Raw genomic sequence first — 15,352 nt, forward strand, 5'->3', positions numbered from 1 at the left:
GAATGACAGATAGGTTGATAAAATTGATTGCACTAGGAGTTTGTTTAAGTTTACCATCCTGTGCACAGGATAGAAAAGATACAGCAGCCGACAATAAAATCGCAGGAAAAACAGATTATCAAAAGGAAGGTGTTTTGTTTAAATTAAAGCATGAGCATTTAGACTGTTCGTATGAAATATTGTTGAATGACATGCCGATAGTTACTTATTTTGGATTAGGCGAAAGATCTGGTTTAACGGTAGATCTCAATCAGTATATCTTGAAGCCGGGAAAACAGGAAGTAACCATAAGAATGTTCCCTGTAAAGAAAGAGGAAAATCATTTTGCTCCAAAGCTATCTAAAAGCGCTTTTGTTAAAATAGAAATTACAAAGAACAAAGAGCCAATGACGATGCTCGATCAGTTAAATGCTAGGGGCAAAGGAAAAGAATATAAATGGGAAACATTAACCTATCAAACACCCAGGTTAGATAAGCCTTTGCCATATATAGCGTATAAAACGTCGTTTGTAGTTGATGAGAAAGATGTTAACTGGAAAATTGTGGGCTGGAGCAAAAGTAAAAAGTTAAATAACGATCCAAACCTTCGTAAAGAAGTTGATGAATTTTATAACAATTACAAAAAGGTATTGGAAGAGGGGGATAGAAATAAATTTCTTTCATTAGTAAGAACTGCAATTGATGAAGAAGCAGCATCAAAACCCTGGGATAAAGAGATTGAAAATCAGCTTACCAAGAATATGATTGATTATGCTGCTGAAAAAAGAAATTTTATATACCCCTGTACAAAAGCAGAATTAAAATTTTTTGGAGATGGGAGAGTGGTAACTTTGGTATGTGCAGATACACTTACATTCGGAGATGCTCCGCTGATTTCTAAGACTGCTAAAAATATGGTGCCAAAATCTCACACCTTTTATCTTCACAGACCAGCAGGTACCAATAAACTCGAAATTATCAGATGATAAAAGAAAGGTTGTTTTTATCTTTTTCTTAAAATAGGCCCTAACTTTTTATTTCCGGTATCGAACTTAAATAATAAGACTTTGGAAGCACTTTTAATAAGATAATTTATATTGTAAAATATGTTTTATAAAATCTATTTAGAAAATAACGAGCTGATTATTCAAACATTCTTTTTAAAGGAAAAAATTGCTATTGATTCAATTGATGACATCATTATTTTCTATAATCGAAGTTTTAATAAGCATAAACTATTTACTTACTTTAATAAGCCAGTACAATATGAACTAACCAGGAAATCCTGGTTTTATCAAATGTTATTTCAAATATTTTTAGTTTTTAATACAGAAAAGTTTAGAATTTACCGGGTTTATGAAAACGAAATCATTACCCTAATGTTCAGCTTATTAAAGCCGTACCTTCCTACGCTCATTGAAACCAGAGATCTGGATCTAGACAATAGTTTTATATGGATGACTGAGGATGAGGGTGGCCACTTTAAGCAAACGAAACTTGTTTATAGTAGGGAAGGCTTAGGTTTGAAAAGAGTAATGTTGAAGCATAAGATATTGATGCAGAAATAGCTAAGTGTTATCTTTCAACAGCAATTTAATCACATTTTTTAACGCAGGATTCCGGTTAGATTCCTTCCAGATCATATACAGTTCCGTTCGCTGCGGAATATGGGTAAGTTCTACAAAATTTACATTTTCCTGGTAACCATATTGTAAGCCGGTGGGTACAATGGCAATACCTAAGCCTTCCTCTACCAGTTTAAAAATCGTTAACGCATTAACGGATTTATGATAAGTTTTGGGTTTAAAACCATGATCCTCACAAATGCTCATCATTAAGTCGTAATAAAAAGGACTGTCATCGCTCGAGAAAAAGATAAAGGGTTCGTCGCCCAGTTTTTTTACCGCTTCGTAACTGGCCTTTTTCATTGGGTGACTTTTAGGCAATACCAGCGAAAAGGTATCCTGATGGATCATGTGTTTAGAAATGCCAGGATTAAACTGCTGCATTCTTACAAAACCGATGTCGAGCATATCTTTTTCCAGTAATTCGATCTGTAACTTATTGGGCATTTCATCCAGATTGGTGCTGATTTCCGGAAAAACTTTGTTCAGTTTAAAGATCACTTCAGGTACAATTTTTTGTGCTGCAGAACCCAAAAATCCAATGCGGAGTTCGCCCTGTTTACCCTCATTAATATTACTGACCTGTTTTTTAATGTTTTCGATATGGCTGAAGATAAAGTCTACTTCATCTTTAAGATAAAGGCCTGCTTCTGTCAGTGCGACTTTTTTCTTGTTCCGGTCAAATAGAGGTGCATTAAAAATCTCCTCCATTTGCTTAATCTGCCGGCTTAGTCCAGGCTGCGAAATAAATAAGCGGTCTGCAGCCTTCCTAAACTTCAGTTCCTCCGCCAAAACCTGAAAATATTTCAAATGCCTAAGCTCTATCTGATAACTCATGGTTATTACGTGATGATGTAATTGGTATTTATAGGTATCAAATATAGCGCTTATTTTTGTTTAAAGCCTTCATCGTTATGAACCAACAAGAGATTTTTAACTACGGAACCGATCATTTAACTGCTAAATTGGCTTTAGCCATCAGTAAGGGTGAAGTGAAAGGCATATTAAGCGAAAGCACAAAGGAGAGAGTGCTTAAAAGCAGCGAAGTGGTTGAGCGGATTGCGGGTTCCGGGCTGGCTGTTTATGGTATTAATACAGGTTTTGGTCCGCTTTGTACTTCCATGATCTCGGCTGTTGATACGCGAAAGCTACAGGAAAATATCCTGAAAAGCCATGCTGTGGGTGTTGGTGAACCGATAGATGATGAAATATCAAAGCTAATGCTGGTATTAAAATTACAAGCACTGGCTAAAGGTTATTCGGGCATTAAGATCGAAACGCTTGAACGAATGACCTGGTTTCTGGAAACCGGTGCAACACCTCTGGTTCCCAAACAAGGCTCTGTCGGTGCTTCGGGCGATCTTGCTCCCCTTTCTCATCTCTTTTTACCTTTGATTGGTTTGGGTAAGGTTCACTATAAAGGAGAAATTATAGCTACAGCTGAACTTTTAAAAGAACACCAGATGCAGCCTTTACAATTAGGACCCAAAGAAGGCCTGGCTTTAATTAATGGTACACAGTTTATTGCTGCGCATGCCATTAAGGTAGTGCAACGTTTAGAGAATGTGCTGGCATCAGCAGATATTATAGCGGCAATGATGATTGAGGGCTTACAGGGATCACAAAAACCTTTTCATGCAGAGCTCCATGAGCTGAGGCCATATCCTGCAAATATTTCGGTGGCAGAACAGGTGCGCAAACTCCTGGAGGGTTCTGAAATTATGAAATCACATGCCGACTGTGCTAAAGTACAGGATCCGTATTCTTTAAGATGCATTCCGCAGGTACACGGCGCTTCCAGAACGGCCTGGTTACATTTAAAGGAAGCTTTAGAAATCGAACTGAATTCGGTAACCGATAACCCCGTGATATTTGATGATGATTTAACCATCAGCGGAGGTAATTTTCACGGTCAGCCACTGGCTTTGCCCCTTGATTATGCTTGTTTAGCAGCTGCTGAAATCGGAAATATCAGTGACCGGAGAATTTATCTCTCGCTTGAGGGAAATACCCCCGGTGTGCCGAAATTGCTGATGAAAGAGACCGGATTAAATTCTGGTTTTATGATTGTCCAATATACTTCCGCAGCTTTGGCAAGCGAGAATAAAGGTCTCTGTTTCCCGGCCAGTGCGGATAGCATCCCAACTTCTTTAGGTCAGGAGGATCACGTGAGTATGGGTTCGATCAGCGGACGTAAAGCGCTTCAGGTGATCGAGAACGTAGAGAAAATTTTGGGTATAGAATTATTTTGTGCTGCACAGGCTGTTGACTACCACCATCCATTAAAGCCTGGTAAAATATTGGCTGCGGTACATGATTTCGTGCGTACCGAAATTGATCATTTTGAAGAAGACCAAATCATGTATGATAGGATGGAAAATGCCATCGAAATGGTGCAGACAGGTAAAATTGTAGTCATTGCCAATCAAGCCGCATCTACATTGAATTAACAATTTAATTTTCAGATTATGGATTTTAAAGCACAGCTATTAGCTGGTATTCCTGCTACATTGCCAGCAAAAAAGAACCGGAATCCGGTACTGAACCATGCTCCTGTAAGGAGAGCTGTCTTAAATACTGAAGAGAAAAAGCTAAGCATTAAAAATGCTTTACGTTATTTTCCAGAGGCATGGCATCTGGAATTGGCACAGGAGTTTTTGGGCGAGCTGGAAAATTACGGGCATATTTATATGTATCGTTTTATGCCAGATTATGCCATTTACGCCAGACCAATAAGCGAATATCCCTGCCGTACACTACATGCAGCCGCAATTATGCTTATGATCCAGAATAACTTAGATCCGGCAATAGCGCAGCATCCTGAAGAGTTGATTACTTATGGGGGGAATGGTAGCGTGTTCCAAAATTGGGCCCAATATCTTTTAACCATGCAGTACCTCGCTACTATGACCGATCAGCAAACGCTTAATATCTATAGTGGGCATCCGCAGGGGTTATTTCCCTCTAATGCTGCGGCGCCCCGTGTTGTGGTGACGAATGGCATGATGATTCCTAATTATTCCTCGCCGGAAGATTTTGAAAAGTTCAATGCCTTGGGGGTTACACAATATGGTCAAATGACTGCGGGTTCATATATGTATATCGGTCCTCAGGGTATTGTACATGGTACGGCCATTACCCTAATGAATGCTTTCCGTAAACAGGGATTTTTTGGAAAAGAGGTAGCAGGTAAAATCTTTTTAACGGCCGGTTTGGGCGGCATGAGTGGAGCCCAGACCAAAGCAGGGAATATTGTTGGTTGTATCACGGTTTGTGCCGAGGTAAACCCAAAGGCTGCAATTAAAAGGCATCAACAAGGCTGGGTAGATGAGCTTTTTGAACATTTGGATGAACTGGTGAAAAGGGTTCTACTGGCCCAAAACGAAAAGCAAGCGGTTTCATTGGCTTATATTGGTAATGTAGTGGATGTTTGGGAACGTTTTGAGCAGGAAAATATTGAAGTTGCAATCGGTTCTGACCAAACTTCGCTGCATAATCCATATGCCGGGGGGTATTATCCGGTAGGTTTAAACTTTAACAAGGCTAATGAAATGATGGCTGAAGCGCCGGATCAATTTAGAGTTTATGTACAGGAATCGTTAAAAAGACAGGCAAAAAGCATCAACAACCATACAGCTAAAGGAACTTATTTTTTTGACTATGGAAATGCCTTTTTGTTGGAGTGCAGCAGGGCAGGTGCCAATGTAATGGCTCCAAATGGTATAGATTTCAGGTATCCATCCTATGTGGAAGATATTTTAGGTCCCCTTTGTTTCGATTATGGTTTTGGCCCGTTTAGATGGGTTTGTACTTCAGGAAATGAAAAGGATCTGGATTTAACTGACCGTATGGCTCAAGAAGTAATGGAAGAGCTAAAGCGAAACGCTCCGGAAGAAATACAACAACAATTGCAGGATAATATTAACTGGATCACTGCCGCCAAAGTAAACAGGTTAGTAGTCGGTTCAAAAGCCCGAATTTTATATGCCGATGCTGAAGGCAGGGCAAAAATTGCGTTGAGATTTAATGAGGCCATTAAAACAGGTAAATTATCGGCGCCCGTAATTTTGGGAAGAGATCATCACGATGTAAGCGGAACGGATTCGCCTTTTCGAGAAACCAGCAATATTTACGACGGAAGCAGGTTTACGGCCGATATGGCCATTCATAATGTGATTGGCGACAGCTTTAGAGGTGCCACCTGGGTTTCAATCCATAATGGCGGCGGTGTAGGCTGGGGCGAGGTAATAAACGGTGGTTTTGGGTTGGTATTGGATGGAACTGAACAGGCTGCCGAAAAATTGCAGAACATGCTCTTTTACGATGTAAACAATGGAATTGCCAGAAGGAGCTGGGCCCGTAATAAAGAAGCCAGGTTTGCCATAGAACGCGAAATGGCACGTACAGCAGATTTAAAGATTACGCTGCCAAATTTAGTCGATGAAGAGATTTTAAACGGGTTAGAAATCTGTTAAATTTTTGTCGGCAAGAAATACACCATGTCATTCTGAACGCAGTGAAGAATCTTTCAAGCTTATAGAGAAAGATTCTTCGTTTCACTCAGAATGACAAACTAAAACCATTTTTTAGAAAAAACTTAACTCACTCCGTGAAAAACTCAATGTACTTTGTGGTAAAAAAGTTGTAAAAATTAACTCAATGGCAAAGTAAAATGGAAAACCGAACCCTTACCTTCTTCACTTTCAGCCCATATTCTGCCACCATGCCTCTCTACAATTTCTGCACTTAGGTAAAGTCCAATACCAAAACCCGAAATGGTGTGATTGCCCTGTACCCGGTAATAACGTTCAAAAAGCTTTTCAATGTCTTCAGGCCTTATCCCGATGCCTTCATCTTTAATCTGGACTTCAACCTCTGTGTCACTTAAATTACAGCTTATTTCGATCGATGTTCCATTGTCGGAATATTTTATCCCGTTACTGATCAGGTTAGAAATTACGTTGCCGATTTTATCCCTATCTGCATAAATGTCGACCCCACAGGTAGGGTGTAAGATAATCTGATGAGAAGATTGTGAAATATAAGTTTCCTCAATGGTTTCTTTCAGCAGGTCATCTAAATTGAAGTTTGTTTTTTCGATCAGTAGTTTGCTGGATTCCAAGCGCGATACATTCAAGAAGCCGTTGATCATGGTTGTCATTTTTCTGATCTGGCTGTTTGTTTTTTCCAAAGCCACTATCGCATAATTGTCTTCATCTTTTTTAGCCTTGCGTTGCAAAACCTGTACAAAGCCGTTGATGGCTGTTAATGGAGTTTTTAGTTCATGACTAACCATTCCGATGAAATCATTCTTTCTGATTTCATCTAATTTTTGCTCCGTGATATCGATAAAGAGTCCAGAATATTCTGTTATATGGCCATGCTGATCTACAAATACCCTTCCTGTTGTCCTAATCCATTTTTCTTCGCCCGTAGTTAAATTGGTTATCGGATATTCATTGTCGCTTGAAGAATGAGTGTTTAATGCATTTGCAAAAGACTTTTTCAGTTCATTATGATAGTCGGCATGGACTGCGCTCATAATGTCGCTCGTTTTAGCAGGCTCGTCAAGTGGTAGGCCGAGCAGGCTTTTCACAAATCCCGATACCGTAATTTCGAGTGTTTTAGGATCGATGCTCCAGGTACCCATTTTTCCGGTATCAATGGCTTGAAGCAACCGTTCCTCGCTATCGGCTAACTTTTGGGTATATTGAATCAGGTCTTCATGTGTTTGTGCGAGCTCTTCATTGGTTGCTGCCAATTCCTCATTTGCCGCTGCCATTTCGATGTTGATATCCTGCAGCTCTTCCTGATGGAGTTTTCGTTCGGTAATATCCGGACTTACCGTAGCAATCGCCGTTATTTGACCTGTTTCCTGATCTTTTATGGCAAAACCACTCCATTCAATCCAAAAAGGATTTCCTGTTATTTCGTTCCAGAAGCGGATTTCCTGTTTAAAATCAATGCCTTGTAAAACTCCCGATAAAAGCTCTTCAGCTGTGGGTCTGTCAGCAGGGAAAATAACCTCCAGCATATTTCGGTTGGTAATGTTTGCCCAACCTAACTTTCTTAATCCTGCAGGATTTAAGTATTGGATAGACATATCCAAGCCGATCAAAGCGATAAATTCTGAACTGGCTTCGATGAGTTTATTCAAATTTAAGCGCTCCAGTTCAATTAATTTTCTTTCTGTAATATCAATACACGAACTGATATAACCTGCAAAAGATCCATCGGCGTGGAAACGTGGTGGACCACTGGTAAGCAGCCATCGGTAATCGCCTTTTTGAGTCAGGACCCTAAACTCTCCGGTAAACGGCTTTTTATCGCGAAGGGCTGAAAGGTAAATATCCAGATACCGGTCCCGATCTTCGGGATGGATCAGGTCAGCCCAGCCGAAAGCGAGCAGGGCATCCATTGATCTGCCCGTTAAGTTTGTCCACGGTTTATTAAAATAAATCGCATTTCCAAACTCGTCGCCAACAGTAATGAAAATGTCAGTTCCCTCTGCCATGGTTTTGAAGCGTTTTTCACTTTCGGACAGCTGGTTAAACCTTTCTGCAACCCTTAATTCCAGTTCGTTATTTAACACATGTAATGTTTCCTGTGTTTCCTGTAATTCTTCGTTTGTGGCCACCAGTTCTTCATTGGTAGCTGCAAGTTCTTCTACTGTGGCCGCTAGTTCCTCATTTAGTACCTGTTCCCGCTGTAAAGCCTCATCTTTCTGCTGCTCCCTTTCTATAGCCTCACGCCTTAATACGCGCTCGCTTACATCAACCGCCGTATGTAAAATACAGATGGTTTTGCCTTCATCGTTTTTGATTGCCCGGTATTCAAAATCAAAATAAAAGGTCTTTAGCTCCCCGTCAATAATCAGGTCTGCTGCTGTATCCTTTCCTGAAATAACAAGGCCTTCCAGCCAAACCTTCCTGAACATCTCAATAAAAGGCTGTCCTTTTAACTCAGGCAGGGCATCTTCAAGCGATTTTCCGATTACATTTCTGTCTTTGCCCCAAATTCTAAGCATCGCGTCATTTGCAGTCTGTATAATGGCCGTTTCTCCTACATGAACTGCGGTTGCGGTATGTGTATAATTAAAAACTTCTATTAATTGATCATTACTTAAAAAAGGACTGGACTGGCTCATTCTGGATTTTTACGGCGTGATCTAAAATAATTATTTACTTAAGTTTCAAAATAAACAAAACCTAAGCAGGATTTTCCAATGTAGATTATATACTAACCATAACCTCTTTAAAAAGGTTTTTGATTAAATGAATTTCTGACGCATATTGGGTGTTTTTTCTACAACCAAAGTACAAAGTGTTGGTGAGTTTGGATGTACCTTCCCAGATTACCTTTATTTTTTCATCCTCAACTTCTTTTTTGCAAAGAAAGTCGGGGATAATGGCCAGGCCTTTCCCCGCTGACAGGCAGCGGACGATCGAATTAAGGTTAGGTACAATGTAGTTTGGACGGAAATCGGCGTGCTTGCCAAAGTTAAGCTGCCAAAAACGTAACAGGTGTTCCATGTCTCCAGCAGTACCATACCATTTTTGCTGTTTTAACCAGGTCTCCATTCCTGAGAGATTTTTCTTTTTAACCAACGCATCAAAAGCCTGTACATCAGTTTCTGTTCCACCTACTAAAACAATGGTTTCTGAAGAAAAGGCTTCATGTTCTACATTTGGCGAATTGCCTTTTTGTGGGGTGATAATGAGGTCTAAAATACCTTTATCCAACTGGTCTAACATCTCTGGATATTCTCCAAAACGGATAATGACATTAAACGGAAGCGTAGAAATATATTGCTCAAGCGTAATCTGAAAAGTTTCGAAACACATGCCCACGCTGATGGTTGGAGTATGTTTCTCCGTACTTTTCTGGAAATGTTTTTCTGCATCTTCCAGTTTGGTTAAAGGTTCTACAATAAAATTGTATAGTACTTTTCCCTTTTCCGTGGGAATCATTTTCCTGCCCGTTCGCTCGAACAGTTTATAGCCCACGTAGCTTTCTAAAGAGCTTAAGTGTAAACTTACCCCAGGCTGAGAAATAAACAGATTCTCTGCTGCACCGGTTAAGGTTCCTGTTTTATAAACCGCCTTAAAACTTCTATACCACTCTAAATTAACCAAAACTAAACTATTATAATTATGATACAAAGGTATAAATTAACTTATTTTAATGATACTTTATATTGCGATAATTTTGTGTCAGTAAATAGCAAAGACAAAATGACAAAAATATTCATCATCAACGGCGGGCAAAAATTTGGTCATTCCGGTGGCAGATTTAACGAAACAGTAGCCAATGCTACTGCAGATTTCTTCTCTTTACAAGAGGGATTTGAAATCAAAACAACCAATATCAATTATGAGTATAATCCGAAAGAAGAAGTAGCGAAGTATGTTTGGGCAGACATTGTAATTTATCACACCCCGATCTGGTGGTTCCAGTTGCCGCACGGATTTAAAAAGTACATTGATGTGGTATTTACTGAAGGGCATAAAAATGGGATTTACATTAGCGACGGGCGGAAAGCTGATCATCCAACCCGGAATTATGGTACAGGAGGCATGTTGCATGGTCGGAAATACATGGTTACATCATCATGGAATGCGCCCAAAGAGGCATTTACCTTGCCCGGAGAATTTTTTAAGGAAACCGGTGTGGATGATGGTGTCTTGTTCGGTTTCCACAGGATGAATGCCTTTACCGGGATGGAACAAATACCAGGAATTCATTTTCATGATGTAGAAAAGAATGCAGATATTAGGACTGCACTTAAATTGTATCAGGAACATTTAAATCAGATTTTTTAAATACAGTAATATATGAGCATTTATTTAACAGCGATAGTTAAAAGCAAAAAAGAAACCGTGGATGAACTAAGAGCCATGCTGCTGAATATGGTTGCAAATTCGCGTACCGAGGAAGCTTGCATTCAGTACGACCTGCATGAGGCAGGAGATACTAATACGTTTATTTTTCAGGAGGAATGGAAAGACCAGGCAGGTTTGGATCTGCATAATAAGCAGCCTTACCTCTTAGGTTTTGTCGCGCAAGCCAGTCGGTTGACCGATGAGATTGTGATCTATAAAACAGAAAAGTTAGCCTGATTATCCTTTACTATATTTAGTAGTTAAGGAAGAGCCTACGGAAGCAATTACAACAAAAGCAACAGCAAAACACTCTTTTAAGCTGAGGTATTCCTGTAAAAATACAAGTGCTGCTAAAGAGGCCATAGCAGGTTCAAGACTCATTAAAATACTAAAAGTACGAGGCGGAAGCTGCTTAAATGCTTTCATTTCTAAGGTGAAGGGTATGGCGCTTGAAAGTAGTGCAAGTGCCGCTCCCAATCCCATTAATTTAGGATTCAACGTGCTCAAACCACCGCCATAAATGCCGAAAGGCAAAATGACGAGGGTAGCAAATAACATCCCGATAGCAACGGCATCGCCTCCTTTCATCATTTTGGAAATTCTACCACCTAAAATAATATAACCAGCCCAGAAAACACCGGCCAAAAGTGCCAGCAGTACGCCGGTTAAATTGAGTCCGGTACCCGTCCAGGGGGTAATTAATATGATGCCAGTGGCAGCAAGTACCACCCAAAGAAAATCAATAGGTTTTTTTGAACCGAAAATGGCAACCCCAAGCGGACCAACAAATTCTAAAGTTACTCCCAAACCGATCGGGATTCGTGCTATGGCCATGTAAAAAACCATATTCATTACTCCTAAACAAACGCCGTACAGGATCACGTATTTCCATTGTTTGGCATTTAATTGATAGAGGTTTGGCCTAAAGGCAAGCAGTAAGATTAATGCTGATAAACCAATACGTAACGATGCGGTTGCAGCAGCTCCAATTTGCGGAAAAAGGCCTTTTGCAATTGCCGCCCCACATTGTACACTGATGATAGACAGTAAAACAGCAGGTACCGGCGGAATATTGATTTTGCTTTTCATCAGGGATGTGTAAATGAGGCGCAAAATTAGGGAATTATAAACTGCCGGAGGTCTAAAATGAAAAAAGGAGAATCAGATTACGCTGCTTCTCCTTCGATTATAAGCTGAATTTTATCAACAGAACAGTTCCTGTTCATCCCGGTTTTCAGTAGGAATTTTCTTTAAAAAATCGTCAAATGCCGGCCCCTCATTATCCGAATATGTTCCGTAAGCATCCAGTACATACCCAATATTTTTTTCTCTATCTTCTATCAGATATAATACTGAATTGTCAGCAGGGTCAGAATCTCCTTCAAAACGATAAGTTTTAACAATTGTCAAATCTTCGGGTTTATAAATTTTTCCGAGTGATTTACTTTGCATCTTACCGTGATCAGACATTTTTAATTCGTTATCTTTTCCTTTCAGCCTCAATTTTTCCAAAATTTGACTTAAAGTGTTCATTTCATTTGGCTGTTCCATAGTTGTACTATTTTATAGTGATTAAACAAGTGGCGTGCAAAATGGTTTTGCCAGCATTCTTTTTAAAGCAAACTAAATGATTGCCCGTCTGTTCTTCATTAAACTAAAATCTAATCATATGAAAAAATACTTTTTAAGCTTGGCAATTGCTGGTATTGCGATTTTAAGTGCCTGCACCAAAACCGATAAAGAAATTGCCCGGGCCACTTTAACTGAAACAGCAGACAATACGAAAACCATCGGAACAGCAAAGTTTTATGAATTGAGCGATGGGAGAATTAAGATGGATATTGAAATGAATTTTGCGGCACGCGCCGACAGCAATGTGGCGGTACACTTTCACGAACATGGCGATTGTGGCAACATGGGTGAAAATACCCACGGCCACTGGAACCCAACTAAAGAGGCCCACGGCAAATGGGGATCGGCAGCGTACCACAGTGGCGATATCGGCAACATCAAGTTAGATGGTAAAGGCCATGCCACACTTTCGGTTACTACGGATAGATGGAGTGTTAAAGATGGCGATATTAAAAATATTATTGGCAGGGGAATTATCGTGCATGGCGGTACGGATGATTATACCACGCAACCAACGGGTAACTCAGGACCACGGGTGGGCTGTGGGGTTATCGAAGCAGTGAAATAATTTGCGTTAAAAAATCGGTCGTTACTGACCTTTCTCAAGCGGTTAAATTTTTAGCCGCTTTTTTTATGCAATTTGGCGAGCCTTGTCATCATTATTAAAAAACCTAAATCATATGGCAACGCTAAACGAATCTCAAAGCGGCAAGGCTGCAAAAGGAAGAACCAAAAAAGTAACACCAAGGGTAGATCTTACTGCAATGGTAGATCTCATGTTTTTATTGACCACATTTTTTATGCTCACCACAACGCTGAGCCAGTTAAATGCTGCCGATATTGCTAAGCCAGATAAAACGAATATTAATATCAAAGAAAATTTTCCCGAATCGCGCACCATGACTATTGTATTGGGTAAAAATAATAGGGCCATTTCTTACATGGGTACTATTGAAAAGGCCAATATGAAAGTAATGCCTGTTGCAGATCTACAAAAAGAAATTATGGCGAATAAGCTACTGGTTGCAGCTTCCCATCAGAACAATCCATCGAAGCATATGATCGTGATCATCAAGCCAGGCAAAACTGCCAGATTCCAAAATTTTGTTGATGCAGTTGATGAGATGAAAATCGCAGATATTAAATCATACAGCATAGATGATGAGCATTTCGAAGATAAAGAGTTATTGTTTATGAAAAATAATGGACTTTAATGTTTTAGCGTAGTGTTGGATATTTGTGGTGTTGGATGTTGGCATCCGACCCAAAATCGGCATAGTAAAGAGAAAAAGTTAAATATTGTTTGTTGTTTTTATGGAAAGCAGTTGCAGTAGCTTTTTTTAATGTCCGTCCTGCTTTTTGCTTGTAGTCCCGATTAGAAAAAAATCGGGAGCTACCGCTTCAATCAGGTTTGGATAAGTCAGGTTTTTGCAAGTATTATTTGTGATATTGGATGTTGGCATCCGACCCAAGATCATCATAGTAAAGATAAAAAGTTAAATATTGTTTGTTGGTTTTTGGAAAGCAATTGCAGTGAATCTTTTTAATGTCCGCCCTGCTTTTTGCTTGTAGTCCCGATTAGAAAAAATCGGGAGCTACCGCTTCAATCAGGTTTGGATAAGTCAGGTTTTTACAAGTATTATTTGTGGTGTTGGATGTTACCATCCGACACAAACACCTGCTTAACTTAGCAGGACTTTCGGAACCGATAGATGCGGAACCCTGCTTTTCAAAAAAACATAGTGGTTTTTCTGCTGTTTGATGGACCACCAAACAGGAAAACAAAAAAGGCGTTTTGCAATGTCGCAAAAACGCCTTTTTATATCATTTTATTAGAAGGATTAAATACCGAAAGCAGCTTTAACCTGATCTACGTAATCTAATTTCTCCCAGGTAAACAACTCAACTGATACGGTTTTTTCTTCGCCGTTTGGCGTTCTGAAAGTTTTGGTCACTGTTTCTGGTGTACGGCCCATGTGTCCGTAAGCAGCAGTTTCGCTATAAATTGGGTTTCTTAATTTTAAACGTTGCTCAATAAAGTAAGGGCGCATATCAAAAATCGATTCTACAATTTTAGCAATCTCTCCATCCGTTTTACCTACTTTACCTGTTCCATAAGTATTGATGTAAATACCCATCGGTTTAGCCACACCGATTGCGTATGATACCTGAACCAAAATTTCATCAGCAATGCCGGCAGCCACTAAATTTTTAGCGATATGACGGGTAGCATAAGCCGCACTTCTATCTACTTTACTTGGATCTTTACCAGAGAAAGCACCACCACCGTGCGCACCTTTACCCCCGTAAGTATCAACAATAATTTTTCTACCGGTTAAACCCGTATCGCCATGCGGACCGCCGATTACAAATTTACCGGTTGGGTTAATATGGTACTCAATCTGATCATTAAATAAATGCGCATACTGCGGATTGTTTTTGATGATGCGAGGGATTAAAATATTAACCAGGTCAGTTTTGATTTTGGCCAGCATGCCGGCTTCTTCATCAAAATCATCATGTTGTGTAGAAATTACAATCGCATCAATGCGAACAGGTTTGTTGTTATCATCGTATTCTAAAGTCACCTGACTTTTTGCATCCGGGCGTAAATAAGTGATTTCATTATTTTCGCGACGTAAAACAGCAAGTTCCTGTAGTAATTTATGAGAAAGGTTTAATGCCAAAGGCATATAATCTTCAGTTTCATTTGTAGCATAACCGAACATCATACCCTGATCGCCCGCGCCTTGTTCTTCTTTGCTGCTTCTATCTACACCCTGGTTGATATCTTGCGACTGCTCGTGTATGGCAGATAAAATACCGCAGGAGTTGGCCTCAAACATGTATTCGCTTTTGGTGTAACCAATTTTCTTGATTACATCGCGCGCAATCTGCTGTACATCTAAATATGTTTTAGATTTCACCTCACCCGCCAAAATAACCTGACCCGTAGTAACCAAAGTTTCGCAAGCTACTTTTGATTCTGGGTCGAAAGCCAAAAAGTTGTCAATTAATGCATCCGAAATTTGATCGGCGATTTTATCTGGGTGACCTTCAGAAACAGATTCTGATGTAAATAAATATGACATTTATTAAATAATTAATGATAAATAAACAAATTTATGATTGCCAAACCCCTTGGAAACAGGTGTTGAAATGATTGAAAGGAGGCATTAGCAATTTTTTTAAGTGGTTGCAATCCGGTCCCGCGGTATCGGGATAGCAAATCAA

The 15,352-nt window shown here is 39.7% G+C and carries 14 protein-coding genes; 8 read left to right on the forward strand and 6 right to left on the reverse strand.

Annotated elements, in window-relative coordinates:
* Positions 1-2 precede the first annotated feature (2 nt).
* A complete protein-coding gene (locus BM107_RS12225; protein ID WP_090983682.1) occupies positions 3-965 on the forward strand; it encodes a hypothetical protein in 963 nt (320 codons plus the stop codon).
* A gap of 120 nt (positions 966-1,085) precedes the next feature.
* On the forward strand, positions 1,086-1,547 hold the full coding sequence (locus BM107_RS12230; RefSeq protein ID WP_090983683.1) for a hypothetical protein: 462 nt from the start codon (positions 1,086-1,088) through the stop codon (positions 1,545-1,547).
* Here BM107_RS12230 and BM107_RS12235 read toward each other — a convergent pair whose 3' ends face one another.
* Complete coding sequence (locus BM107_RS12235) at positions 1,548-2,441, reverse strand: LysR family transcriptional regulator (RefSeq protein ID WP_090983685.1); 894 nt, start codon at positions 2,439-2,441, stop codon at positions 1,548-1,550.
* Between the two features lie 77 nt (positions 2,442-2,518).
* Between BM107_RS12235 and hutH the strand changes: the two genes are divergently transcribed.
* Together hutH and BM107_RS12245 are read left to right on the forward strand one after the other, a co-directional pair.
* Entirely contained in the window at positions 2,519-4,054 is a 1,536-nt protein-coding gene (hutH, locus tag BM107_RS12240) for a histidine ammonia-lyase (protein ID WP_090983687.1), read from the forward strand.
* Between the two features lie 18 nt (positions 4,055-4,072).
* On the forward strand, positions 4,073-6,079 hold the full coding sequence (locus BM107_RS12245) for a urocanate hydratase (protein WP_090983689.1): 2,007 nt from the start codon (positions 4,073-4,075) through the stop codon (positions 6,077-6,079).
* 176 nt (positions 6,080-6,255) lie between these two features.
* Here BM107_RS12245 and BM107_RS12250 read toward each other — a convergent pair whose 3' ends face one another.
* Both BM107_RS12250 and BM107_RS12255 read right to left on the reverse strand, forming a co-directional pair.
* Positions 6,256-8,751 carry a PAS domain S-box protein gene (locus tag BM107_RS12250; RefSeq protein ID WP_090983691.1) on the reverse strand — a complete coding sequence of 832 codons (2,496 nt, stop codon included), beginning with the start codon at positions 8,749-8,751 and terminating at the stop codon, positions 6,256-6,258.
* Positions 8,752-8,836: 85 nt separating this feature from the next.
* Entirely contained in the window at positions 8,837-9,739 is a 903-nt protein-coding gene (locus BM107_RS12255; protein ID WP_090983806.1) for a LysR family transcriptional regulator, read from the reverse strand.
* Positions 9,740-9,838: 99 nt separating this feature from the next.
* Between BM107_RS12255 and BM107_RS12260 the strand changes: the two genes are divergently transcribed.
* Together BM107_RS12260 and BM107_RS12265 are read left to right on the forward strand one after the other, a co-directional pair.
* Positions 9,839-10,426, forward strand: coding sequence for an NAD(P)H-dependent oxidoreductase (locus BM107_RS12260; protein WP_090983808.1), 588 nt, complete (start codon positions 9,839-9,841; stop codon positions 10,424-10,426).
* A 12-nt stretch (positions 10,427-10,438) separates the two neighbouring features.
* The gene (locus BM107_RS12265) at positions 10,439-10,723 is read left to right on the forward strand and encodes a putative quinol monooxygenase (RefSeq protein ID WP_090983693.1); all 285 of its coding nucleotides are present in this window, start codon (positions 10,439-10,441) and stop codon (positions 10,721-10,723) included.
* Here BM107_RS12265 and BM107_RS12270 read toward each other — a convergent pair whose 3' ends face one another.
* A complete protein-coding gene (locus tag BM107_RS12270) occupies positions 10,724-11,575 on the reverse strand; it encodes an EamA family transporter (RefSeq protein ID WP_090983695.1) in 852 nt (283 codons plus the stop codon).
* Between the two features lie 114 nt (positions 11,576-11,689).
* Positions 11,690-12,037, reverse strand: a complete 348-nt coding sequence (locus BM107_RS12275; RefSeq protein ID WP_090983697.1) for a hypothetical protein — start codon at positions 12,035-12,037, stop codon at positions 11,690-11,692.
* Between the two features lie 118 nt (positions 12,038-12,155).
* Here BM107_RS12275 and BM107_RS12280 point away from each other — a divergent pair, with 118 nt between their 5' ends.
* Positions 12,156-12,686: a superoxide dismutase family protein gene (locus BM107_RS12280; protein ID WP_090983810.1), complete on the forward strand. Its 531-nt coding sequence runs from the start codon at positions 12,156-12,158 to the stop codon at positions 12,684-12,686.
* 112 nt (positions 12,687-12,798) lie between these two features.
* Positions 12,799-13,332: a biopolymer transporter ExbD gene (locus tag BM107_RS12285; RefSeq protein ID WP_090983699.1), complete on the forward strand. Its 534-nt coding sequence runs from the start codon at positions 12,799-12,801 to the stop codon at positions 13,330-13,332.
* 627 nt (positions 13,333-13,959) lie between these two features.
* On the opposite strand, the gene metK is transcribed toward BM107_RS12285, so the two are convergent.
* Positions 13,960-15,210 carry a methionine adenosyltransferase gene (metK, locus tag BM107_RS12290; protein ID WP_090983701.1) on the reverse strand — a complete coding sequence of 417 codons (1,251 nt, stop codon included), beginning with the start codon at positions 15,208-15,210 and terminating at the stop codon, positions 13,960-13,962.
* Positions 15,211-15,352 lie beyond the last annotated feature (142 nt).

Origin of the sequence: Pedobacter suwonensis, from assembly GCF_900111825.1 — a bacterium.
In the GTDB taxonomy this organism is placed as follows: domain Bacteria; phylum Bacteroidota; class Bacteroidia; order Sphingobacteriales; family Sphingobacteriaceae; genus Pedobacter; species Pedobacter suwonensis.

Excerpts from the sequence above, each read along its gene's own strand:
- BM107_RS12225 (WP_090983682.1), top strand. The coding sequence starts at position 3 with ATGACAGATAGGTTGATAAAATTGATTGCACTAGGAGTTTGTTTAAGT.
- BM107_RS12230 (WP_090983683.1), top strand. The coding sequence starts at position 1,086 with ATGTTTTATAAAATCTATTTAGAAAATAACGAGCTGATTATTCAAACA.
- BM107_RS12235 (WP_090983685.1), bottom strand. The coding sequence starts at position 2,441 with ATGAGTTATCAGATAGAGCTTAGGCATTTGAAATATTTTCAGGTTTTG.
- hutH (WP_090983687.1), top strand. The coding sequence starts at position 2,519 with ATGAACCAACAAGAGATTTTTAACTACGGAACCGATCATTTAACTGCT.
- BM107_RS12245 (WP_090983689.1), top strand. The coding sequence starts at position 4,073 with ATGGATTTTAAAGCACAGCTATTAGCTGGTATTCCTGCTACATTGCCA.
- BM107_RS12250 (WP_090983691.1), bottom strand. The coding sequence starts at position 8,751 with ATGAGCCAGTCCAGTCCTTTTTTAAGTAATGATCAATTAATAGAAGTT.
- BM107_RS12260 (WP_090983808.1), top strand. The coding sequence starts at position 9,839 with ATGACAAAAATATTCATCATCAACGGCGGGCAAAAATTTGGTCATTCC.
- BM107_RS12265 (WP_090983693.1), top strand. The coding sequence starts at position 10,439 with ATGAGCATTTATTTAACAGCGATAGTTAAAAGCAAAAAAGAAACCGTG.
- BM107_RS12270 (WP_090983695.1), bottom strand. The coding sequence starts at position 11,575 with ATGAAAAGCAAAATCAATATTCCGCCGGTACCTGCTGTTTTACTGTCT.
- BM107_RS12275 (WP_090983697.1), bottom strand. The coding sequence starts at position 12,037 with ATGGAACAGCCAAATGAAATGAACACTTTAAGTCAAATTTTGGAAAAA.
- BM107_RS12280 (WP_090983810.1), top strand. The coding sequence starts at position 12,156 with ATGAAAAAATACTTTTTAAGCTTGGCAATTGCTGGTATTGCGATTTTA.
- BM107_RS12285 (WP_090983699.1), top strand. The coding sequence starts at position 12,799 with ATGGCAACGCTAAACGAATCTCAAAGCGGCAAGGCTGCAAAAGGAAGA.
- metK (WP_090983701.1), bottom strand. The coding sequence starts at position 15,210 with ATGTCATATTTATTTACATCAGAATCTGTTTCTGAAGGTCACCCAGAT.